At 71.6% G+C, this 21,208-nt stretch carries 22 protein-coding genes and 1 riboswitch; of the genes, 21 read left to right on the forward strand and 1 reads right to left on the reverse strand.

The window, feature by feature from the left end:
• The first annotated feature begins 36 nt into the window (after nt 1–36).
• From Q9G87_RS30720 to Q9G87_RS30800, 17 genes are all read left to right on the forward strand, one after another.
• Nucleotides 37–1,374: a hypothetical protein gene (locus tag Q9G87_RS30720; RefSeq protein WP_305919991.1), complete on the forward strand. Its 1,338-nt coding sequence runs from the start codon at nt 37–39 to the stop codon at nt 1,372–1,374.
• A gap of 27 nt (nt 1,375–1,401) precedes the next feature.
• Complete coding sequence (gene def, locus Q9G87_RS30725) at nt 1,402–1,950, forward strand: peptide deformylase (protein WP_305919992.1); 549 nt, start codon at nt 1,402–1,404, stop codon at nt 1,948–1,950.
• 4 nt (nt 1,951–1,954) lie between these two features.
• A complete protein-coding gene (gene fmt, locus Q9G87_RS30730; protein ID WP_305919993.1) occupies nt 1,955–2,881 on the forward strand; it encodes a methionyl-tRNA formyltransferase in 927 nt (308 codons plus the stop codon).
• Nucleotides 2,882–2,904: 23 nt separating this feature from the next.
• The gene (locus Q9G87_RS30735) at nt 2,905–4,398 is read left to right on the forward strand and encodes an RsmB/NOP family class I SAM-dependent RNA methyltransferase (RefSeq protein ID WP_305919994.1); all 1,494 of its coding nucleotides are present in this window, start codon (nt 2,905–2,907) and stop codon (nt 4,396–4,398) included.
• Between the two features lie 67 nt (nt 4,399–4,465).
• Nucleotides 4,466–5,443, forward strand: a complete 978-nt coding sequence (locus tag Q9G87_RS30740; RefSeq protein ID WP_305919995.1) for a phosphatase PAP2 family protein — start codon at nt 4,466–4,468, stop codon at nt 5,441–5,443.
• Between the two features lie 13 nt (nt 5,444–5,456).
• Nucleotides 5,457–6,119, forward strand: coding sequence for a ribulose-phosphate 3-epimerase (gene rpe, locus Q9G87_RS30745; protein WP_305919996.1), 663 nt, complete (start codon nt 5,457–5,459; stop codon nt 6,117–6,119).
• Nucleotides 6,120–6,169: 50 nt separating this feature from the next.
• Nucleotides 6,170–6,979, forward strand: coding sequence for an oxygenase MpaB family protein (locus tag Q9G87_RS30750; RefSeq protein ID WP_305919997.1), 810 nt, complete (start codon nt 6,170–6,172; stop codon nt 6,977–6,979).
• Nucleotides 6,980–7,056: 77 nt separating this feature from the next.
• Nucleotides 7,057–7,187: riboswitch (FMN riboswitch) on the forward strand.
• A 105-nt stretch (nt 7,188–7,292) separates the two neighbouring features.
• Entirely contained in the window at nt 7,293–8,558 is a 1,266-nt protein-coding gene (gene ribD / locus Q9G87_RS30755) for a bifunctional diaminohydroxyphosphoribosylaminopyrimidine deaminase/5-amino-6-(5-phosphoribosylamino)uracil reductase RibD (RefSeq protein ID WP_305919998.1), read from the forward strand.
• Nucleotides 8,558–9,148 (forward strand): riboflavin synthase, encoded by a 591-nt coding sequence (locus Q9G87_RS30760; protein WP_305919999.1) that lies wholly within the window; start codon nt 8,558–8,560, stop codon nt 9,146–9,148. Before ribD ends, Q9G87_RS30760 begins: the two co-directional genes overlap by 1 nt.
• Complete coding sequence (locus Q9G87_RS30765; protein ID WP_305920000.1) at nt 9,145–9,810, forward strand: nicotinamide mononucleotide transporter family protein; 666 nt, start codon at nt 9,145–9,147, stop codon at nt 9,808–9,810. Before Q9G87_RS30760 ends, Q9G87_RS30765 begins: the two co-directional genes overlap by 4 nt.
• Entirely contained in the window at nt 9,807–11,024 is a 1,218-nt protein-coding gene (locus Q9G87_RS30770; RefSeq protein WP_305920001.1) for a bifunctional 3,4-dihydroxy-2-butanone-4-phosphate synthase/GTP cyclohydrolase II, read from the forward strand. Before Q9G87_RS30765 ends, Q9G87_RS30770 begins: the two co-directional genes overlap by 4 nt.
• Nucleotides 11,025–11,091: 67 nt before the next feature.
• Nucleotides 11,092–11,559 carry a 6,7-dimethyl-8-ribityllumazine synthase gene (gene ribH, locus Q9G87_RS30775; RefSeq protein WP_305920002.1) on the forward strand — a complete coding sequence of 156 codons (468 nt, stop codon included), beginning with the start codon at nt 11,092–11,094 and terminating at the stop codon, nt 11,557–11,559.
• A 20-nt stretch (nt 11,560–11,579) separates the two neighbouring features.
• Nucleotides 11,580–12,032, forward strand: coding sequence for a PH domain-containing protein (locus Q9G87_RS30780; protein ID WP_305920003.1), 453 nt, complete (start codon nt 11,580–11,582; stop codon nt 12,030–12,032).
• A 111-nt stretch (nt 12,033–12,143) separates the two neighbouring features.
• Complete coding sequence (locus Q9G87_RS30785; RefSeq protein ID WP_305920004.1) at nt 12,144–13,010, forward strand: AAA family ATPase; 867 nt, start codon at nt 12,144–12,146, stop codon at nt 13,008–13,010.
• A complete protein-coding gene (locus Q9G87_RS30790; protein ID WP_305920005.1) occupies nt 13,003–14,088 on the forward strand; it encodes a vWA domain-containing protein in 1,086 nt (361 codons plus the stop codon). The genes Q9G87_RS30785 and Q9G87_RS30790 overlap by 8 nt, the downstream gene beginning before the upstream one ends.
• Nucleotides 14,081–15,184, forward strand: coding sequence for an XdhC family protein (locus Q9G87_RS30795; protein ID WP_305920006.1), 1,104 nt, complete (start codon nt 14,081–14,083; stop codon nt 15,182–15,184). The genes Q9G87_RS30790 and Q9G87_RS30795 overlap by 8 nt, the downstream gene beginning before the upstream one ends.
• Nucleotides 15,181–15,747, forward strand: coding sequence for a nucleotidyltransferase family protein (locus Q9G87_RS30800; RefSeq protein WP_305920007.1), 567 nt, complete (start codon nt 15,181–15,183; stop codon nt 15,745–15,747). Before Q9G87_RS30795 ends, Q9G87_RS30800 begins: the two co-directional genes overlap by 4 nt.
• Here Q9G87_RS30800 and Q9G87_RS30805 read toward each other — a convergent pair.
• On the reverse strand, nt 15,733–16,620 hold the full coding sequence (locus Q9G87_RS30805; RefSeq protein ID WP_305920008.1) for an endonuclease/exonuclease/phosphatase family protein: 888 nt from the start codon (nt 16,618–16,620) through the stop codon (nt 15,733–15,735). The genes Q9G87_RS30800 and Q9G87_RS30805 overlap by 15 nt on opposite strands.
• Before the next feature lie 94 nt (nt 16,621–16,714).
• Between Q9G87_RS30805 and Q9G87_RS30810 the strand changes: the two genes are divergently transcribed.
• The 4 genes from Q9G87_RS30810 (at nt 16,715) to efp (ending at nt 21,207) form a co-directional block, all read left to right on the forward strand.
• Nucleotides 16,715–17,755 carry an LLM class F420-dependent oxidoreductase gene (locus Q9G87_RS30810; protein ID WP_305920009.1) on the forward strand — a complete coding sequence of 347 codons (1,041 nt, stop codon included), beginning with the start codon at nt 16,715–16,717 and terminating at the stop codon, nt 17,753–17,755.
• A gap of 88 nt (nt 17,756–17,843) precedes the next feature.
• Nucleotides 17,844–19,550, forward strand: a complete 1,707-nt coding sequence (locus tag Q9G87_RS30815; protein ID WP_305920010.1) for a serine/threonine-protein kinase — start codon at nt 17,844–17,846, stop codon at nt 19,548–19,550.
• Nucleotides 19,551–19,582: 32 nt separating this feature from the next.
• Nucleotides 19,583–20,620 (forward strand): M24 family metallopeptidase, encoded by a 1,038-nt coding sequence (locus Q9G87_RS30820; RefSeq protein ID WP_305920011.1) that lies wholly within the window; start codon nt 19,583–19,585, stop codon nt 20,618–20,620.
• 26 nt (nt 20,621–20,646) lie between these two features.
• Entirely contained in the window at nt 20,647–21,207 is a 561-nt protein-coding gene (efp, locus tag Q9G87_RS30825) for an elongation factor P (protein WP_305920012.1), read from the forward strand.
• Nucleotide 21,208 lies beyond the last annotated feature (1 nt).

Raw genomic sequence — 21,208 nt, forward strand, 5'->3', positions numbered from 1 at the left:
TACGCCCCTGTGACTCCTGTGCAGTAAGTTTCGTGAGTGGCCAACAACGTCTTCGACCTCTCCGAGCTGCGCAAGCTGATCGATGAGCAGGCCGCTGTGCCGCCACAGCCGGCCGAGGAGCCTACCGCGGGGGAGCACGAGGCGCTGACCTTTCCGCCGGTCCTGCTGGCCCCCGACGCCGAGCTGGCCGCGACGGTGCCCACGGTGCCGCTCGTGGCCGACGCCATCAGGCTCACCACATGGACGGGCGCCCGCGAGGTGAGCGCCGACGGGCATCTCCGCGAGGCCGACGCGGCGGCCGCCGCCGACGAGCTCGCTCTGCCCGCCGTCCGGCTCAGGCTCGTCTGGATCGTCGCCGTCAACACCGGGCTGCTGCGGATCGCCGGCGGCCGGGCCTCCCGCGGGCCGCTGTCGACGCAGCTCACGGCCGAGGCGATGCTGGAGTTCTGGGACGGCGTCGTCATGGACGTGCTCGACCGCGCCGATGAGGGCCTGACCGGCTCGGCCGTGGTCGACGGCCACCTGGCCGAGATGCTCGCCACGATCTACTCCGTGCGCTCCGGCGTGGCCACCGCCAACCTCGCCAGGGGCATCCTGCAATCGCACGAGGTCGCCTGCGCGCCGGGGCCCGTCGAGATGCGCAGGATCGCCGCCGCGCTGCCCGCCGAGCTGCTGGAGGCGCTGTCGCTGCTGACCTACTGCGGCCTGGTCGAGCAGACCGCCGCGGGCCGCACCGCCCTCACCCCGCTCGGCGTCTGGGCCATCCGCCGCGATCTGCTGCGCGAAGGGCACGACGCGCCGACCACGGAGGAAGTGGAGGTGTTCGCCGACCTGTCGGCGGCCGAGCTGGTCGAGGCGCTCGTCAAGGGCTCGGCCACGCAGAGCGCCGTCGCCGGCTGGCTGGAGCGCCGCCCGCCGGAGTCCGCCGCCCGCGACCTGATCGAGATCGCCGCGTCCGGCACGGCCGGCCAGCGCGGCGCGGTCGGCGCGATCCTGGAGGAGCTGGGCCCGGAGGCCCAGGCGCCGGTCAGGCAGGCGCTCGACCACCCGATGACGCGCCGCTACGCCGCCTCCTGGCTGCACATCCGCGACCTGGAGGCGCCGCCGCTCAGCCCTGAGGATCACACGTGGATCGCGGTCGACTCCCTGGCCGCCCTCATGCACCTGTCCGGTCCCGTCGCGGGCCGGCTCGACCCGCCGGAGCCGGGGGAGGACCTGATCAAGCTCGTCGCCGCGATGCCGGGGGTCGGTCACCCCGACACGATCGCCGTGCTCGACATGCTGGCCGCCGCCCATGACGATCAGGCGGTTGTCAAGGCGGCCCGCAAAGCCGCGATGAAGGCCCGGTCGCTCGAGCACACTAAACTGGCCTGATCCACGTGCGAGAAACGGAGTGACCCCTTGGCGATCCAGTCGATCCGGCTGTTCGGAGACCCGGTGCTGCGCACCCCGGCGGCCCCGGTCGTCGACTTCGACAAGGAGCTTCGCAAGCTGGTCAAAGACCTCACCGACACGATGATGGACGCGCCCGGCGCGGGCCTCGCGGCCCCGCAGATCGGCGTCGGCCTGCGGGTGTTCACCTACTACGTGGACGAGCAGCTCGGCCACCTGATCAACCCCGACCTCGACCTGTCGTCCGAGCTCGACGAGGAGGGCGAGGAAGGCTGCCTGTCCTTCCCCGGCCTGTCGTTCCCGACGCCGCGCGCGATCCGTGCCGTCGCCAAGGGCTTCGACATGCACGGGGAGCCCGTCGTGCTGGAGGGCACCGACCTCATGGCCCGCTGCTTCCAGCACGAGACCGACCACCTCGACGGCATCCTGTTCATCGACCGTATGGACCCCAAGCAGCGCAAGCTGGCCATGAAGGCGGTCCGGGAGGCCGAGTGGAGCGGCCTGTCCGCCCCCGTGGTCAAATACTCGCCGCACGCGACCGGCGGAAAGGCGCTCTGAGAGCATGCGTCTGGTCTTCGCGGGCACACCGGAGACGGCCCTGCCGTCGCTGCGCACCTTGATCGACTCGCCGCGGCATGAGGTGGTGGCCGTCGTCACCCGCCCCGACGCACAGTCAGGGCGGGGACGCAAGGTCCACCCGTCGCCGGTGGCCGCGCTCGCCGAGGAGGCGGGCATCGAGGTGCTGCGCCCGCTGAAGGCCGGTGACCCGGACTTCCTCGACCGGCTGCGCGCGCTGGAGCCCGACTGCTGCCCGGTGGTGGCGTACGGGGCGCTGCTGCCGCAGTCCGCGCTCGACGTGCCCCGCCACGGGTGGATCAACCTGCACTTCTCGATCCTGCCCGCCTGGCGCGGCGCCGCGCCCGTCCAGCACGCGATCCTGCACGGTGACGCGATCACCGGCGCGACCACGTTCCAGATCGTCAAGGAGCTGGACGCCGGGCCCGTCTACGGTGTCGTCACCGAGGAGATCCGCACCACCGACACCAGCGGGACGCTGCTCGAGCGGCTGTCCGTCTCGGGGGCGGGGCTGCTCGCGGCCACCCTCGACGGCGTCGAGGACGGCGCCCTGGAGGCACGGCCGCAGCCGGCGGACGGTGTGACCATCGCTCCCAAGATCAACGTGGACGATGCCCGGGTGGACTGGGCCAAGCCCGCCATGCACGTGGACCGGCTGATCCGGGCCTGCGTGCCCAACCCCGGCGCGTGGAGCGAGTTCAGGGGCCATCGGATCAAGCTGGGCCCGGTCGTGCCGGTTTCCGGTGAGCGGCTGGCGCCCGGTGAGGTCGCCGTCACCAAGACGACCGTGCTGGTCGGGACCGCCACCGAAGCCGTGCGGCTGGGTGAGGTGCAGCCGCAGGGCAAGCGGCTGATGGAGGCCGTCGAGTGGGCTCGGGGAGTCCGCCCGGAGGGCAAAGAGACCTTTGAGTGACCCGATCGGGGAAGTCTGACGGTATGAGGACCAGAGGCGCGGGCGGCAGTGCGGGCAGGGATGCGGCCGGCGGCCGAGGCGCGGGCGGCGGTGCGGGCCGGGATGCGGGCGGCGGTGCGGGCCGAGGCGCGGGCGGTGGCGGAGGACGTTCGCGTGGGCCGAGCAGGCCGCCGCGCGACCCCGCCCGCAACGCCGCCTTCGACGTTGTGCGCGCCGTCGACGAACGCGACGCCTACGCCAACCTGCTGCTCCCTCGCCTCCTGCGCGACCGCGGCATCACGGGCCGTGACGCCGCGCTGGCCACCGAGCTCGCCTACGGGACGCTGCGCGGCCTCGGCACCTACGACGCGATCATCGAGCTGTGCAGCGACCGCACGCCCGACCCCGATGTACGCGACGCCCTGCGGCTCGGCGCACACCAGCTTCTGCGCATGCGCGTGCCACCGCACGCGGCCGTCGGCACCACCGTCGACCTCGTGCGCCTGCGCGTCGGCCCCGGCGCGGCCAAGTTCGCCAACGCCGTCCTGCGCAAGATCGCGTCCAGGGCGCTCGAGGACTGGCTGCCCATCGTCGCGCCGGACCCGGCCGACGACCCCGTCGGCCACCTCGCCGTCTCCTACGGCCATCCACGGTGGATCGTCACGGCCTTCCGCGACGCGCTCGGCGGGGACGGCGAGCTGGCCGACCTGCTCGACGCCGACAACGCCCGGCCGCTGGTGACGCTGGTCGCACGTCCCGGGCGCAGCTCGGTCAAGGAGCTCCAGGACGCGGGCGCCACCCCGGGGCGCTACTCCCCCTACGCCGCCTACCTGCCCGAAGGCGATCCCGGGCGGATCGAGGCCGTGGCCGGGACGCGTGCCGCCGTGCAGGACGAGGCCAGCCAGCTGGTGGCGCTCGCCCTGACCCGGGTGCAGGTCGAGCGCGAGGGCGAGGAGCTGTGGCTCGACATGTGCGCCGGGCCCGGCGGCAAGGCAGGCCTGCTCGACGCCATCGCCACCCACGGCGATCCCTCCGGGTTCCAGGGCGGTGCCCGGCTGCTGGCCGCCGACGTGCAATACCACCGGGCCCGGCTGGTCTGGCAGACCACTCGGCACGCGTCGGTGGTGACGGCGGACGGGATGGAGCCCGCGTGGCGGCCGGGGGTGTTCGACCGAGTCATGCTCGACGCGCCGTGCACCGGGCTGGGAGCGCTGCGGCGGCGGCCCGAGGCGCGGTGGCGGCGCGACCCGTCCGGCATCGCCGAGCTCGGCAGGCTGCAGCGGCGGCTGCTCGGCGCGGCGCTGGACGCGGCACGCCCCGGTGGGGTCGTGGCGTACGTCACCTGCTCGCCGCACCTGGCCGAGACCCGGGTCGTGGTGGGGGACGTGATCGGGCGCAGGGACGACGTCGAGCAGCTCGACGCCCGGGACTACCTGCCTGAGGTGGACGGACTGGGAGACGGCCCGCACGCCCAGTTCTGGCCGCACCGGCACGGCACCGACGCCATGTTCCTGGCCATGCTCCGCAAACGGACCTGACGACCGACGGGACGCGGCAGCCGGTTGATGTGCCGTTCCCCTGGGCAGATGTGGTCGGATCGATGCCGTGGACTTCCTGGACGACCTTCATCGAGCGGAGCTGGGGCCGATCATCTGGCTCCAGCAGTGGCCGGACTGGGCGCGGCCGGTGCTGGAACTGGTGTCCGTGTTCGGCACGGACACGTTCTTCCTGCTGTGCCTGCCCGTTCTCTACTGGTGCGTCGATCCCAAGCTGGCGCTGCGGCTCGCCCTCACGGTCATGGTCTCCGCGGCGGCCAACGCGATCGCCAAGCTGGCCCTCCACCAGCCCCGGCCGTACTGGATCGACGGCCGGGTGCGCCCGCTCTCCCTCGAAGGAGCCTTCGGGCTGCCGTCGGGACACGCCCAGAACGGCACCGCCGGCCTCGGCCGGCTGGCCGTGACCGCGGCAAGGCCGTGGGCGTGGTGGACGGCGGGTGGGCTCACGGGGCTGGTCTGCCTGAGCCGCGTCTACCTGGGCGTGCACTTCATCTCGGATGTGGTGACCGGGGTGCTGCTCGGCGCGGCCGTGCTGCTGCTCGTGCTGAAGCTGGAACGCCCGCTGACGGCGTGGTGGCGCGGGCTGGAGCTCTGGGCGCAGGTGGCGGCCTCAGCCGTGCTCTCCGGGGCGCTGATCGGCGCCGCCGCGCTGGCCAACGCCCCGTACGCAGGCTGGTCCCTGCCTGCGGCCTGGAGCGCTGCGGGCCAGATCGCGCCCGAGAGCCCGACCACGATCGTCACCATGGCGGGCGTGCTGTTCGGCACGCTGGCCGGGGCGTCGATCATGCACAGGATGGGCTGGTTCGACGCAGGCGGGCCGTTCGGCCTGCGCGCCGCCCGCTGGCTGCTCGGCACGGCCGTGGCCGTGCTCATCTGGTACGTCCAGAGCCGGCTGCTGCCCCAGAGCGGCGTGGTGACGTACGCCGGATACGCGGTGCTGGGGCTCTGGGTGCAGCTGGGGGCGCCGCTGGTGTTCATCAGGCTCGGGCTGATGTCCCGGGCGAGACAGGCGCAGGCCGTTCACTAGACTGAGGCAAATCATGGCCGTACAGATCTCGCCCAGCATCCTCGCCGCCGACTTCGCCCGGCTCGCCGACGAGGCCGCCGCCGTGCCCAACGCCGACTGGCTGCACGTCGACGTCATGGACTACCACTTCGTGCCCAACCTCACCCTCGGGCTGCCCGTGGTCGAGGCGCTGCGCAAGGCGACCGCGACGCCCCTCGACTGCCACCTCATGATCGCTGATCCCGACCGCTGGGCGCCGCAATACGCGGAGGCCGGGGCGGGCAGCGTGACCATCCACGCGGAGGCGGCCAGGGCCCCGATCCGCACGCTGCGCGAGATCCGCTCCCTCGGCGCGCGGGCCGGGCTCGCGCTCAACCCGGCCACCGCCGTCGAGCCCTACGAGGATCTGTTCGGCGAGATCGACATGCTGCTGCTGATGACCGTCGAGCCCGGGTTCGGCGGGCAGAAGTTCCTCGACGTGGTGCTGCCGAAGATCCGCCGCGCGCGGACGCTCGTCCAACGACACGGCGGCGCCATCTGGCTGCAGGTCGACGGGGGAGTGGACGCCGAGACCATCGGGCGGTGCGCCGAGGCGGGCGCCGACGTGTTCGTGGCGGGCAGCGCCGTCTACGGCGCATCCGACCCGGTGGCCGCCATCGACGCGCTGCGTGCCGCCGCCACCCGCGCCATGGAGTGAAAACGTAGTAGTTCGTTAACATCATCCCCGAACTGGGTAACTATCCACTTATGGGCGACCATGGGATCTTCGGCCCTGGTTCGGTGACGTGGCGGGTGATGGGGGAGCCGATCCTCCTGGTGGGCGGCATCCGGGCTCTGCTCATGCAGGGGCTCCATCCGCGGGCGATGCGCGGAGTGCTGCAGAACTCCGCGCTCATGGATCCGAACGAGGCGTGGTCGCGCTTCGTGCGCACCACCGAGTTCGTCCGCGTCCGCACGTACGGGACCCGCGCCGAGGTCGAAAAGGCCGGCCGCCGGGTTCGCAAGATCCACGCCAGGCTGACCGCCTACGATCCGGACACCGGCACCACGTTCCGCCTGGACGAGCCGGAGGCGCTGCGCTGGGTGCACGTCGGCGAGGTCGACTCCTACCTGTCCGTCGCCCGCCGAGCGGGCGTGCGGCTGACGGACGACGAGGCGGACGCCTTCGTCCACGAGTGGCGGCGGGCCGCCGAGGTCGTCGGGCTGGACGGCGCGGACGTGCCCGGCTCGGTGGCCGAGCTGCACGACTACATCGCCGCCGCGCGTCCCGGGCTGCGTTTCGTACCCGAGGCCGCCCATCCGCTGCGCCTGTCGCTCAACGCGCCGCTCCCGCGCCTGCTGCTGCCGCTCAAGCCCGCCGTGCCCGCGCTGATGATCCTCGCCTTCGCCACGCTGCCGCGCTGGGCGAGGAGACTGTACGGGCTGCCCGCCACGCCCGTCGGCGACCTGTGGGCGACCGCGACGCTGCGTACCCTGCACACCGGGCTCGGACTGGTCCCCGCCCAGGTCCGCTACTCACCGGCGGCCCGCCGCGCGCACCGGCTGACGGCGGCCTGAAGCGGACGCTTGGTTAAAACGGTGGGGGTGGTCGCGTCCGTTGTTTCGGGCATGGCACACTGATAGCGGAAGAAAGCTAGCGTGCTCCGGGGTCGGTGAAACTCCGAACCGGCGGTGATAGTCCGCGACCCGGCCGATGCCATCGGCCGGTTGACCCGGTGAAATTCCGGGACCGACGGTTAAAGTCCGGATGGGAGGTAGCGCGCGAGGTGTCCGGCATACCTGCCGGATGCCTTCTGTGGTGCATCTGTGCACCACTCGAGTCCCCCGGGGCCCGCCGTGGCTTGGAGCTACTGGCGAGTAGGAGACCCGGGTGGAGATACCCGAGCAGGACGCCGCGCACATGGCGCGCGCCGTCGCGCTGGCCGGGCACGGACACGGCACCACCAGCCCCAACCCCGTCGTGGGCTGCGTCGTGGTGGACGCCGGCGGCGCGGTGGCCGGCGAGGGGTTCCACGTGTACGCCGGCGGGCCGCACGCCGAGGTCGTGGCGCTGGCGCAGGCGGGAGAGCGGGCTAAAGGCGGCACCGCGTACGTGACGCTCGAGCCCTGCGACCACACCGGCCGGACGGGTCCGTGCAGTCGCGCGCTGCTCGACGCGGGGATCGCGCGGGTGGTGGTCGCGGTCGCCGACCCCAGTCCGAAGGCGGCGGGCGGCGCCGCGCGGCTGCGGGCCGGCGGGGTCGCCGTGACGATGGGTGTTCTGGAGGGCGCGGCCGAGCGGGTCAACGAGGAGTGGCTCACCTACGCGCGGCTCGGGCGCTCTCACGTGACCTGGAAGTTCGCCGCCACCCTCGACGGCAGGTCGGCCGCCGAGGACGGGACCAGCCAGTGGATCACCTCACCGGAGGCGCGGGCCGACGTGCACCGGTGGCGGTCGGCCGCGGACGCGATCGTGGCGGGCATCGGCACGGTCCTGTCCGACGACCCCCGCCTCACCGCCCGCCCCGCCGCCGACCCCCGTCTCGCCGCGAACGCCGGCTCCGCTCTGAACGCCGGCTCCGCTCTGAACGCCGGCGGTGCGGCGAGTCCGAACGCCGGCCGTGCGGCCGGTGCCGGCTCCGGCTTGGACGTCGGCTCTGGCGCACATGCCGATTCCTGGGATGGCGCGCATGCCGGCGATGGAGCGGGTGTCCGGGCTCCGCTGCGGGTCGTCGTCGACACCGAGGGCAGGACGCCGCCGGACGCCAAGGTCCTCGACGACGCGGCGCCGACGCTGATCGCGGTCGCCGACGACATCACGACCGATCTCAAAGCCGGCCTCTTGCGCCTGCCCCGTCACGGCGACGGCCTGGACCTGCAGGCTCTCCTCCGTGAGCTGGCCGCGCGCGAGGTCGTCAGCGTGTTTCTGGAAGGTGGGCCGACGCTCGCCGGAGCGTTCCTGCGGCAGGGCCTGGCCGACCGCGTGGTCGCCTACCTCGCGCCCGCGTTGCTCGGCTCCGGGCGGGCCGCGCTCGGCGCGGCCGGGGTGGGGACGATCGGCCACATGCACCGCCTGACATTTGACGAAATTTCCCCCATTGGACCGGATGTACGGCTAATCGCCCGGCCCATCGCACAACCATGCAGGGAGCAGTGATGTTCACCGGAATCATCGAGGAAAAAGGCGAGGTCGTCGCCATCGACCGGGCCGGCGGCGGCGCCCTGCTGGCGGTGCGCGGCCCGATCGTCACCTCCGACGCGCGGCACGGCGACTCGATCGCGGTCAACGGCGTGTGCCTCACCGTCGTGAAGACCGAGGGCGACGTCTTCACGGTCGACGTGATCAAGGAGTCGCTGGACCGCAGCTCCCTGGGCGGCCTCACCGAGGGTTCGCCGGTGAACCTGGAGCGGGCCGTACGCGCCGACCAGCGCCTCGGCGGCCACATCGTGCAGGGCCATGTGGACGGCACCGCCGTGCTGCTGTCCCGCGAGCCCGGCGACAGCTGGGACGACCTGCGTTTCTCCCTGCCGGAGCCGCTGAGCCGCTACGTCGCGGAGAAGGGCTCGATCGCGATCGACGGAATCAGCCTGACGGTCACGACGGTTGACGACGACAGCTTCGGCGTGAGCCTCATCCCGACCACGCTGAAGCTCACCACCATGGGCGAACGCCAGGTGGGCGACATGGTGAACATCGAGGTCGACGTGATCGCGAAGTATGTGGAAAGGCTGGTGGCCAGACAGTGAACTGGGCGAACGCCGGATTCACCGTATTCGGCACACACGTGCTCTGGACGGACCTGATCGGCAACATCGCCGCGCTGTCCACGGTCCTGCTCGCCATGCGGAAATCGATATGGACGTGGCCGGTGCAGTTCACCGGCTCGGTGCTGCTGTTCATCGCCTCGATCAACGCGCAGATCACCGGGAACGCGCTCAAGCAAGCCATGTTCGCGGGCCTGGCGATCTACGGCTGGTGGGCGTGGCGGCGCGGCACGCAGAACGGCAGGCAACTGCGCATCAGGCCTGCCGAGCCGATGGAGCGGTTGCTGCTGATCGCCCTCATGCTGCTGGGCACGGCGGTGGTCGGGTTGCTGTTCTTCGCCACCGGCCTGTCGTGGGGCGCGCACGAGCCCCTGCCGAAGGGCGCCTTCCTGGTGGCCGCCGACGCCTACATCTTCGTCGGCAGCGCCGTGGCCACCTGGGCCCAGGGCCGCGCGCTGGTGGACTTCTGGATCGTGTGGGTGGCCGTTGACCTGGTCGGGGTGCCGCTGGCGTTCAGCTCGGGCCTGGTGGTCTCCGGATCCGTCTACGGCGTGTTCTTCGTCCTGGTCCTCATCGGTTTCGTGAAGTGGCTGCGCGAATACCGGTCCTCCCCGCTGGCCGTGGCGGAGGCGGTTGCGCCATGAGCGAGATCAAGCTCGACCCGATCGAGCGGGCGATCGAGGACATCCGCAACGGCAAGCCCGTCGTGGTGGTCGACGACGAGAACAGGGAGAACGAGGGCGACCTCATCTTCGCCGCCGTCAAGGCCACTCCGGAGTTGTGCACGTTCACGATCAGGCACACCAGCGGGATGATCTGCGTGGCCATGGAGGGCAAGGAGCTGGACCGGCTCGGGCTGCCGCTCATGGTGTTCCAGAACAAGGAGCGCATGCGCACGGCGTACACGATCACCGTGGACGCCAGGGACGGCGTCACCACCGGCATCTCCGCCGCCGACCGGGCCAAGACCATCCGCACGCTCGCCGACTCCGCCACCGAGCCCAACGAGCTCGTCCGCCCCGGGCACATCTTCCCGCTGCGCTACCAAGAGGGCGGGGTGCTGGCCAGGCGCGGGCACACCGAGGCGGCCGTGGACCTGGCCAGGCTGGCGGGGCTGTCGGGGGCGGGCGCGCTGGCCGAGATCGTCAACGACGACGGCACCATGGCCAGGCTGCCCCAGCTGCGCCGCTTCGCCGACGAGCATGGTCTCGCCCTGGTCTCCATCGAGCAGCTCGTCGACCACCGGCGGCGGGCCGAGAGCATGGTCAGCAGGGTCGCCGAGACGCGGCTGCCGAACGTGTACGGAATGTGGCGGGCCTACGGCTACTCCAGCGCACTGGACGGCGGCGAACATGTCGCGCTCGTCTACGGCGACCTGAGCGACGGCGAGAACGTCCTGGTCCGGGCCCACTCCGAGTGCCTGACCGGCGACGTGTTCGGCTCGCTGCGCTGCGACTGCGGCGTGCAGCTTGACAACGCCATGTCGGCCATCGCGCAGGAGGGCCGCGGCGTGATCGTCTACCTGCGCGGCCACGAAGGCCGGGGGATCGGGCTGCTGGCCAAGCTCAGGGCGTACAGCCTGCAGGACAACGGCAGCGACACCGTGGACGCGAACGTGGAGCTGGGGCTGCCGGTGGACGCGCGGGAGTTCTCCAACGCCGGGCAGATCCTCGCCGACCTCGGGGTGAAGTCGGTGCGGCTGCTCACCAACAACCCGGCCAAGCTCAAGGGCATGGACGGCTACGGCATCAAGGTCCTCGGCCGCGAGCCCATGCCCGTGGCCATGAACCCTTACAACGAGCGTTACCTGATGGCCAAGCGCGACCGCCTCGGCCACGACATCTCGGAGGCGTCATGAGCGAGCGTAGCGAGCGATCAATTAGACACAGCCGGAGACCGCTCATGTGGCCGACGGAGGAGGCCACATGAGCGGAGAAGGACGGGCGGGCGTCACGGTGCCGGACGCCTCGGGGCTGACGGTGGGGGTGGTGGCGGCCAGCTGGCACGCCAAGATCACCGACCAGCTGGTGGCGCGAGCCGTGCAGGCCTGCGACGACAGCGGCGCCAGGGCCACCGTCATACGGGTGCCGGGCTCACTGGAGATCCCGGTGGTCGCCCAGGCGCTGGCCCGCCGCTGCGACGCGGTGGTGGCGCTGGGCGCGGTCATCCGGGGCGAGACCGCCCATTTCGAGTACGTCTGCGACTCGGTGACCTCGGGCCTGACCCGGATCTCGCTGGACGAGGAGACCCCGGTCGGCAACGGCGTGCTCACCTGCGACACGCTCGACCAGGCCCTGGACCGGTCGGGTCTGCCGGGGAGCAAGGAGGACAAGGGTTATGAGTCGGTCGTCGCTGCGCTCGAGACCGCCCTCCTCCTGCGGAACCTCCACTGAGCTGCGGTAGGTTTCCGTTCGTGTCAGAGCCCGTCCAGTCTCCGCCCCTGCCCGTCACCTGGCGTCCACGCCGGCCGAGGATCGTGGCGTACGGCTTCGCCGTGCTGATCGTGCTGGGGGCGGTGGTCATGGCCGTCTTCATCGCGGAGCCGTTCAAACTGCCCGACCGGGTGGCGCTCGTGGCGTTCGGGTGCGCGGTGGCCTTTGTGCTGCATTTGCTGGGGCGGGTGCGGGTGGAGGCCGACGACGAGGGCATCACGATCGTGAACGCCGTCCGTACGCATCGGTATACGTGGCCGGAGATCCTGGAGGTCACGCTGCTGGTCGGAGACCCGTGGCCGAGGATCGACTTCTCGGACGGGCGGACCATCGGCGCCATGGGCATCCAGGGCTCCGAGAAACCCCGCGCCCGCCGGGCCACGGCCGAGCTGGAGGCCTTGATCCGGGAGCGCGGGGAGGCGCGCGAGACCTAGCCATGGTGACCGGCGTCTTGGCTTACTGTGAGCGATCGATTGCGGCGGAGAATATCGTCAAAGCCGGTGACGACGTAGCCTGAAGGCGTGCTGCGGCGGACAATCAAGGCAATGGACATCGAGTCGCCCGACAAGCTCATCGAGCTTCTCGACCGGCACGCCTACCTGGCCGACGAAGGGCTGGCCACGGCCGCCTTCCTGGCGCTGAGGATGGGGCGGCCGCTGTTCCTCGAAGGGGAGGCGGGGGTCGGGAAGACCGAGCTGGCCAAGACGCTGGCGACGCTGCTCAAGGCGCCGCTCATCAGACTCCAGTGCTACGAGGGGCTGGACGCCGCCCAGGCGCTGTACGACTGGGACTTCGCCCGGCAGCTGCTCCACCTCAAGGCCGCGGAGGCCGCGGGGATCACGGACGTGAGCAGGCTCGAGGGGGAGATCTACGACCGGCGGTTCCTGATCGCGCGGCCGCTGCTCAAGGCCATCGAGACCCAGCCGAGCGTGCTGCTCGTGGACGAGATCGACCGGGCCGACGACGAGTTCGAGGCGTTCCTGCTCGAGGTGCTGTCCGACTTCACGATCTCGATCCCGGAGCTGGGCACGGTCCGGGCGACGACGCCGCCGGTGGTCGTGGTGACCTCCAACCGGACGCGAGAGGTGCATGACGCGCTCAAGCGGCGCTGCCTCTACCACTGGCTGGAGCACCCGAGCTTCGACCGTGAGGTCGCCATCCTGCTGCGGCGGCTGCCGGACTGCACCGAGACGCTGGCCATGCAGGTGGCGCGGGCGGCCGAGCGGCTGCGGCAGGCCGACCTGGTCAAGCCGCCCGGGGTGGCCGAGACGCTGGACTGGACGGAGGCCCTGCTGACGCTGGGGGCCAAGGACCTCGACCCCGGCCTGGCCGCCGCCACGCTGGGGGCGGCGTTGAAGTACCGGGAGGACGTCGCGCACGTGCTCGGCAACGGGCTGCTCACCCATGCGTGACCGTGTGGGTGATCTCGTCGCCACCGTGACGGGGTTCGCCAGAACACTGCGCGCGGCGGGGGTGGGGGCCGATCACGACCGTACGCAGAGCATGTTGCAGGCGCTCGACCACCTCGACGTGACCGACCGAGGCGAGGTCTACTGGGCCGGGCGGCTCACGTTGTGCACCACGCCCGATGACCTGCCCAGGTACGACCGATGCTTCGCCGCCTACTTCGGCGGGCGGCGGGCGGCGATGGCGCGGACCAGCACGACCACCGTCACGAGGCACCTGGCCACGCGGGAGGACGCACAGGACGGCGCCGACGACGGCACCGCCGCGCCCGCGACCGCCAGCCGGGCCGAGATCCTGCGCCACCGCGACGTGGCCAGGCTGACCGAGGCCGAGCGGGCGGAGGTGCACCGGATGCTGGCCATGCTGCGCAGCGGCCGGGCGCGGCGGCGTTCGCGCCGTTTCGAGAGCGCGCACCGGGGGAGCCTGGACCAGCGCCGCACCATCCGCGACGCGCTCAGGAAGGGCGAGGTGGCCCGGCTCCGCCACAAGAGGCACACCACCAGGCCCCGCACGGTCGTGTTGTTCGTGGACGTCAGCGGCTCCATGGCCCCGTACGCCGAGACGCTGCTGCGCTTCGCGCACGCGCTGGTCAGGAGCGAGCCGCGGGCCACCAAGGTCTACTCGGTCGGCACCAGGCTCACCCCGATCACCGCCGAGTTGCGCCACCGCGATCCCGGCACCGCGCTCAATGAGGCGTCGAAGGTCATACCGGACTGGAGCGGCGGGACCCGGCTGGGGGAGGAACTCAAGGAATACCTCACCCGTTTCAGCGCGAGAGGAGCGATTGCCGTGATCGCGTCGGACGGGTGGGAACGTGGTGATCCGGAGCTGCTGGGCACGCAGATGGCCAGGCTGGCCAGGCAGGCGTACCGCGTGATCTGGGTCAATCCGCACAAGGGGTACGAGGAGTATCAGCCGCTGACCGGTGGCATGCGGGCCGCTCTGCCGTACCTCGACGACCTGGTGGCCGGGCATAGCCTGGCCGCGTACGAGGAACTCAGCGAAAGGCTCGCCCATGCGTGACGTGCTTCGGGAAATCCTGCCGTGGTGGAAGTCGGGACTCACGTTCGGGCTCGCGACAGTGGTGAGCACGTTCAGCAGCGCGCCGCGGCCGCCGGGCGCGGCCATGGCGGTGCGCGGCGACGAGGTGGTCGGCAGCGTGTCCGGCGGGTGTGTCGAGGGCGCGGTGTTCGAGCTGGCCACAGAGGTGACCACGGTGGCCGGCGCGCCGGTCCTGCAGCGGTACGGGGTGAGCGACGACGACGCGTTCGCCGTCGGGCTCACCTGCGGCGGCATCATCGACGTCCTGGTCGAACCCATCTCGATCGAGACATTTCCGGAACTGGGGGAGATCGTGGCGGCCGTGGAGGCGCACGAGCCCGTCGCCGTGGCCACCGTCGTCTCGGGGCCCGGTCAGATCGGCGCCCGCAGGGTCATCTGGCCGGACCGCTCGTCGGGCAGCCTCGGCCTTGAACGCCTGGACGAGGCCGTGGACGACGACGCCCGCGGCATGCTCGCCCAGGGCCTGACCGGCATCCGGCACTACGGAGGGCAGGGGGAGCGCCGGCTGGACGACCTGGCGGTGTTCGTGAACTCGTTCGCGCCGCCGCCGCGCATGCTGGTGTTCGGCGCCATCGACTTCGCCGCCGCGGTGGCCAGGGTGGGCAAGTTCCTCGGCTACCACGTCACGGTCTGCGACGCCCGGCCGATCTTCGCCACTGCCAAGCGTTTTCCTGACGCCGACGAGGTCGTGGTCAAGTGGCCGCACGACTACCTGGCGTCCGTGCAGGTGGACGAGCGTACGGTGATCTGCGTGCTCACCCACGACCCCAAGTTCGACGTGCCGCTGCTGGAGGTGGCGCTGCGCACCGACGCCGGTTACGTCGGGGCCATGGGCTCGCGCCGCACCCACGAGGACCGGCTCGACCGGCTGCGCGAGGCCGGGCTCACCGACGAGGAGCTGGCCAGGCTGAGGTCCCCGATCGGACTCGACCTCGGCGCGCGCACGCCCGAGGAGACGGCCGTGTCGATCGCCGCCGAGCTGATCCAGCTGCGCTGGGGTGGCACGGGCCGGCCGCTGACCACCACCGAGGGCCGCATCCACCACGAGGCCCCATGAGGGCCGGCAAGATCGCGGGGCTGCTGCTGGCCGCCGGTCAGGGCGCCCGGCTCGGCACGCCGAAGGCGCTGGTCGAGTACGCGGGCGAGCGCCTGGTCGACCGCGGCGTGCGGCTGCTGGAGGACGGCGGCTGCCACCCGGTCGTGGTCGTGCTGGGCGCGGCCACCGTGCAGGTGCGCGGCGCGGTCACCGTACGCAATCCGGACTGGGCGTCGGGCATGGGCTCCTCCCTGCGCGTCGGCCTCGCCGCACTGCCGGAGGAGGCGGAGGCCGTCGTGATCGCCCTCGTCGACCAGCCGCTGATCCGTCCGGGCGCGGTGCGCGCGCTGATCGGCGCGGGCGCCGGCGTGGCCGTCGCCACGTACGCGGGCAAGCGCAGGAACCCGGTGCTGATCGCCCGAGAGCACTTCGCGGAGGTGGCCGAGCGGGCCGTGGGCGACGTCGGCGCCCGCCCGTTCCTCAAGGCGCACCCCGAGCTGGTCACCGAGGTGCCGTGCGACGAGCACGGCGATCCCGCCGACATCGACACGCCTGCCGATCTGAGCCTGCTACAGGCGGAATGAGGCGATCGCCGCCCGGTGGTCGCTGCCGGTCGCCGGGGCGACGCCCGCCTCGGTCGCCTTCATGCCCTTGAACAGGATGTGATCCGGCCGCGTGACCGGGAACCTCGCCGGCCACGTGAAGCCGAATCCCTCGCCCGCCACGCTCTGCGCGTCGGTCAGCGGCGGGGTCAGCCCCCGCATGCCACGGTCGGTGGTGGCGGTGTTGAGGTCGCCGAGCAGCAGGATCCGTTTGCTGGAGTCGGCGTCGACGAGCTTGCGCGCCCGCGCGAGCGAGGCGTCGCGGGAGGCGGTGTGCCCTGGCCGGGCCGAGGCCAGGTGCATGACGTAGACGGTGACCTTGCCCTTCGGCGTGGCGACCACCGCGCGCAGGGCCCGCGGCCAGCCCAGGCCGACGTCCAGCGGCTTGGTCTCGCTGATCGGGTAGCGGCTCCACAGGCCCACCGTGCTGACCGGGTAGTGGTATTTGAACATCTTGTTGAGCTGCTTGGCCGCGGGTCCGCCGCTGGTGAGCTCCTGGGCAGCCAGCAGGTCGAGGTCCTTGGCGATCGCCCGCACGGCCTCGCCCGAGGCGCTGTTGCGCACCCCCACGTTGACCGTGCCCACGGTCAGGTCGCTCGGTCCGCCCGGGGACGTGCGGAGCAGTGTGGAGCCGAACATCACCGCCCAGACCACGCCGGGCACCAGCGCAGCCACGGCGGCCGCCGTGGAGCGTGCCAGCGCGGCGCCCGCGAGCAGCAGCGGCACGGACAACCCGATCCAGGGCAGCAGGCTCTCCATGACGGGCGTGAACCCGCCGAGCGCGGGGATGAGCTGGTGCCCCGCCAGGGTCGCGGCCACCACGACCGACACCACCACCACAACCCGTCTCAGCACTCGAAACAGGCTAGCGGCTCCCTGCCCGACACGCCGACGCGGTAGCCTGTTGCGGTCTGAACGGAACAACATTCGGTTTCATCGGGAGCCCGGCATGCGGATCGGTATGGCACTCAACTACTCGGGCGGCTTCAAGGAGTCGGTCGCCGAGCTGGCCGACTACGAGAAGGCCGGACTGGACATCGTGTTCGTGGCCGAGGCCTACTCCTTCGACGCCGTCAGCCAGATGGGCTACATCGCGGCCAAGACCGAGCGGCTGGAGATCGCCTCGGGCATCCTGCCGGTCTACTCGCGCACGCCGACGCTGCTGGCCATGACGGCCGCGGGCATGGACTACGTCTCCGACGGCCGCTTCACCCTCGGCCTCGGCGCGTCGGGGCCGCAGGTGATCGAGGGGTTCCACGGGGTGCCGTACACCGCGCCGCTCGGGCGTACCCGGGAGGTCATCGAGATCTGCCGCAAGGTGTGGCGGCGCGAGCGGCTGGAGCACGAGGGCAAGCACTACACGGTGCCGCTCCCGCCGGGCCAGGGCACGGGCCTCGGCAAGGCCCTCAAGATCATCAACCATCCGGTACGCCCCCGCATCCCCATCGTGGTCGCCGCCATCGGGCCCAAGAACGTCGAGCTGGCCGCCGAGCTGGCCGAGGGCTGGGAGCCGATCTTCTACGTGCCGGAGAAGGCCGGCGAGGTGTGGGGGCCGTCGCTGGCCGCGGGCCAGGCCAAGCGGGATCCCGAGCTGGGCGAGCTGGACGTGATCGCGCAGGCGTCGCTGGCGATCGGCGACGACGCGGCGGGGCTGCTGGAGTTCGGGCGGCCGATGGCGGCCCTCTACATCGGCGGCATGGGCGCCAAGGGCAAGAACTTCTACAACGACCTGGCCAGGCGCTACGGCTACGAGAAGGAGGCCGAGCAGATCCAGGACCTCTACCTCCAGGGCAAGAAGGACGAGGCGGCCGCGCTGGTGCCGGGCGAGCTGCTGGAGAAGATGTCGCTGATCGGCAGCGAGGCCTTCGTGCGCGACCGGGTGCAGGCGCTGAAGGAGTCGGGGGTGACCACGCTCAACGTGACGCCGCTCGGCCGGACGCACGAGGACCGGGTGCGGCTGATCGAGACGATCAAGGAGATCGCCGGGTAGGGGGCGAACGAGCCCATGAGGAGGCGAAGGGGGCTGGGTGGCCCTATCGTGGGTCGGAAATCCTGATGTTCGAGTTATTGGCGGGGATATGTCCGACGCGACGCCGGTCGCCGGCCGGTACCGGCTGGACGAGCTCATCGGCAGCGGGCCCATGGGCGAGGTGTGGCGGGGGTACGACACGCGCGCCGATTGGGTCGTGGCCGTGAAGCTGCTCGGCGCCAAGGCGGCGGAGGCCGCCACGCGGGAGCGGCTCAGACGGCACGCCCAGGCCGTGGCCAAGGTGATCCATCCGAACGTGGCCATGGTGCTGGACGTCGGCGAGCGCGACGGGACCCCGTTCCTGGTGATGGAGTATCTCACCGGGCTCAGCCTGGGCGAGGAACTGGCCGCAGGCGGGCCCATGAAGATCGTCGACGTGTGCGATCTCATCGGGCAGGCGGCGGCGGGGCTCGACGCCGCGCATCGGGCCGGGGTGGTGCACGGGGAGATCGATCCTGACAGTTTCCGGCGGGCCGGGAGCGGGGTCCTCAAGGTCGTCGGGTTCGGGCTCGGTGATCAGGAGCCGTCGGCGATCGACGGCCGGTACGCGGCGCCCGAGCGGGCCGCCGGGGGCAAGGCGCAGGCCTACGGGGACGTGTACGCGCTCGGGTGCGTCTGCTATGAGCTGCTCTGCGGCCGCCCGCCCTTCGAGGGGCCGGGACGCGCTGCCGGGACCGCCGCCTCCCACGAGCGCGCCGGAGAGGCCGATGGCGCTTCTTCCGAGGTCGAAGCCGAGGTCGAAGCCGAGGTCGAAGCCGAGGCTGAGGCTGAGGCACGTGCTGAGCCCGTGCCGCCCAGCGCGTACCGGGCCGAGGTGCCCGCCGAGCTGGACCGGCTGGTGCTGGCCATGATCGCCGAGGATCCGGCGGCACGGCCGTCCAGCGGCGAGGCGATCCGCCGGTCGCTGGCCGCCATCGCCCGGCCGCGCGCCAACCCCGGCGCGACGCCGGTCGGCGGCGCCACACCCGTCACCGGCGCCGCCTTCCGCGACGGCGTGGTGACCGCGCCCGCGCGGTCCGCGGGCGGACCTGAGCCGGCGGGTTCTGTGCGACGTGACGGGCCCGCCGAGGCAGACCCAGGGGCCGCCGCGGGGCACGGCGCCACCGAGATCTATCAGACGGCCGGACCCGGCGGCGGGGCACGGGCCGGTGATACCGCCGTCTACCAGCACGACGACCTGGAGGCTGCGCCCCCGTCCAACCGCAAGCTCTTCGTGCAGCTCGGCGTGGCCGTGGCGGCCATCGTGGCGGTGACCGTGGGCATGGTGATGTGGGCCGGGGCACGCCGGGAACCCGTGGCGGTGACCACGCCGAGCGCCACGCCCACCACGTTCGCGCCCAGCCAGACGCCCACGCAGACGCCGGAGCCGGTCACCGAGTCGCCGACCGGCGATCCGTCCCCCGGAGTGGTGGCCACGATCCTGCCGGACCTCGACCAGTCCGGCGAGTCGGCGCCTCCCAAGGCCACCCTGGGACCCCAGGTACCGCCGGGCGGGTGGGGCACGTGGCTGGAGAGGTTCGACGAGGCGGTGTCGTTGCAGGAGAACTCCGGCGGGATCAACCCCGAGGTGGCCGCCAAGGTTCGGGAGAAGATCCAGAACGCGGCCAGGAAGTTCGACGAGGGGCGCCAGGGCGCGACGCTCGACCAGATCGCCGGCCTGTACCGGGACCTGCGGCGGGCGCAGCAGCAGGGCGACATGGAGTCGTCGGGACCGTTGGCGGAGTTCATGAACGAATGGCGCATCTCGGACAGGTGAGCATCATTGCCTCTTGCGCGTACATTGACGCAATGACCTTCGACTACCCGGCGCGCCGGGCGCGGCTCGCCGGGCTGCTGACCGGCCATCAGGTCCCCGCCCTGCTCGTCACCTCCCCGGTCAACGTCCACTACCTCACGGGCCTGGCCAGCTCGAACGCGGCCGTGCTCGTCAGGGCCGACGGGTCGGCGCTGCTGGCGACCGACAACCGCTACATCGACAAGGCCCGCACCCTCGAGGTGCCGGCGGTCGAGGCGCCGGACGTGGCGGGCAGGCTCGCCGAGCCGGGCGTGGGGATCGAGGCGGCGAACATGAGCGTGGCCACGTACCGGCGGCTGGGCGAGGGGCTGGTGCCGCTGGGCCCGGTGGTGGAGGTGCTGCGCGCGGTCAAGGACGACGGTGAGCTGGAGCTGCTCCGTACGGCCTGCGAGATCACTGACCAGGCATTCGCCGATATAGCAGAGACAATCGCCCCGGGCATCACCGAACGCGACCTCGCCCGGCTCCTCGACAACCGCATGACCGAGCTGGGCGCCGACAAGCCCGCGTTCGACACGATCGTCGCCGCGGGCGAGAACGGCGCGGTCCCGCACCACGCCCCCACGGACCGGCCATTGCGCGCCGGTGACCTGGTGACCATGGACTTCGGCGCCAGATACCACGGCTACCACGCCGACATGACCAGAACCGTCAGCCTCGGACCGCCCGCCGCTTGGCAGCGCGAGATCTACGACCTGGTCGCCCAGGCGCAGCGCGCCGGCCGTGAGGCGCTCGCCCCCGGCGCCGAGTCCAGGGATGTGGACGCGGCCGCCCGCACCGTCATCCAGGACGCGGGCTACGGCAGCCGCTTCAGGCACGGCCTGGGCCACGGCGTCGGCCTGGAGATCCACGAGGAGCCGTTCCTGGGCCCCTCGCGGACCGGTAGACTAGAGGATCGAGTTCCGATCACCGTCGAGCCTGGGGTCTATCTTCCGGGCCGGGGAGGGGTTCGCATCGAGGACACCCTCGTGACACGTGAGGGCGGACCGGAACTTTTCACGAAGACGACCAAGGAGCTGCTCGTCCTTTAGAGCGGCCACACGTGGGAGAAGAACGAGTGGCGACGACCAACGACCTCAAGAACGGCATGGTGCTGAAGCTCGACGGCGGTGAGCTCTGGGCCGTTGTGGAGTTCCAGCACGTCAAGCCGGGCAAGGGCGGCGCGTTCGTGCGCACCAAGCTCAAGAACGTGCTCTCCGGCAAGGTCGTCGACAAGACCTTCAACGCCGGCGTCAAGGTCGACGTGGCCAACGTCGACAAGCGCGAGATGCAGTATTCGTACAAGGACGGCGACGACTTCGTGTTCATGGACACCGAGACCTACGACATGGTCAACGTGCCCAGCAACACCGTCGGCAGCGCCGCCAACTACATGCTGGAGAACACCCTGGCCACCGTGGCCTTCAACGAGGGCTCCGCGCTCTACGTGGACCTGCCCGCGGCCGTCGAGCTGACCATCGCCAACACCGAGCCCGGCCTGCAGGGCGACCGCTCCACCGGCGGCACCAAGCCCGCCACGCTGGAGACCGGCGCCGAGGTCAAGGTGCCGCTGTTCATCACCACCGGCGAGAAGGTCAAGATCGACACCCGCAGTGGCGAATACCTCGGCCGGGCCTGAG

The organism is Nonomuraea turcica, assembly GCF_030718205.1.
Lineage (GTDB): Bacteria > Actinomycetota > Actinomycetes > Streptosporangiales > Streptosporangiaceae > Nonomuraea.

Bases quoted from the DNA above. Each gene is read 5' to 3' on its own strand.
- fmt (WP_305919993.1), top strand. From the start codon at position 1,955: ATGCGTCTGGTCTTCGCGGGCACACCGGAGACGGCCCTGCCGTCGCTG.
- Q9G87_RS30735 (WP_305919994.1), top strand. From the start codon at position 2,905: ATGAGGACCAGAGGCGCGGGCGGCAGTGCGGGCAGGGATGCGGCCGGC.
- rpe (WP_305919996.1), top strand. From the start codon at position 5,457: ATGGCCGTACAGATCTCGCCCAGCATCCTCGCCGCCGACTTCGCCCGG.
- Q9G87_RS30750 (WP_305919997.1), top strand. From the start codon at position 6,170: ATGGGCGACCATGGGATCTTCGGCCCTGGTTCGGTGACGTGGCGGGTG.
- Q9G87_RS30760 (WP_305919999.1), top strand. From the start codon at position 8,558: ATGTTCACCGGAATCATCGAGGAAAAAGGCGAGGTCGTCGCCATCGAC.
- Q9G87_RS30770 (WP_305920001.1), top strand. From the start codon at position 9,807: ATGAGCGAGATCAAGCTCGACCCGATCGAGCGGGCGATCGAGGACATC.
- ribH (WP_305920002.1), top strand. From the start codon at position 11,092: ATGAGCGGAGAAGGACGGGCGGGCGTCACGGTGCCGGACGCCTCGGGG.
- Q9G87_RS30785 (WP_305920004.1), top strand. From the start codon at position 12,144: ATGGACATCGAGTCGCCCGACAAGCTCATCGAGCTTCTCGACCGGCAC.
- Q9G87_RS30790 (WP_305920005.1), top strand. From the start codon at position 13,003: ATGCGTGACCGTGTGGGTGATCTCGTCGCCACCGTGACGGGGTTCGCC.
- Q9G87_RS30795 (WP_305920006.1), top strand. From the start codon at position 14,081: ATGCGTGACGTGCTTCGGGAAATCCTGCCGTGGTGGAAGTCGGGACTC.
- Q9G87_RS30800 (WP_305920007.1), top strand. From the start codon at position 15,181: ATGAGGGCCGGCAAGATCGCGGGGCTGCTGCTGGCCGCCGGTCAGGGC.
- Q9G87_RS30810 (WP_305920009.1), top strand. From the start codon at position 16,715: ATGCGGATCGGTATGGCACTCAACTACTCGGGCGGCTTCAAGGAGTCG.
- Q9G87_RS30815 (WP_305920010.1), top strand. From the start codon at position 17,844: ATGTCCGACGCGACGCCGGTCGCCGGCCGGTACCGGCTGGACGAGCTC.
- Q9G87_RS30820 (WP_305920011.1), top strand. From the start codon at position 19,583: ATGACCTTCGACTACCCGGCGCGCCGGGCGCGGCTCGCCGGGCTGCTG.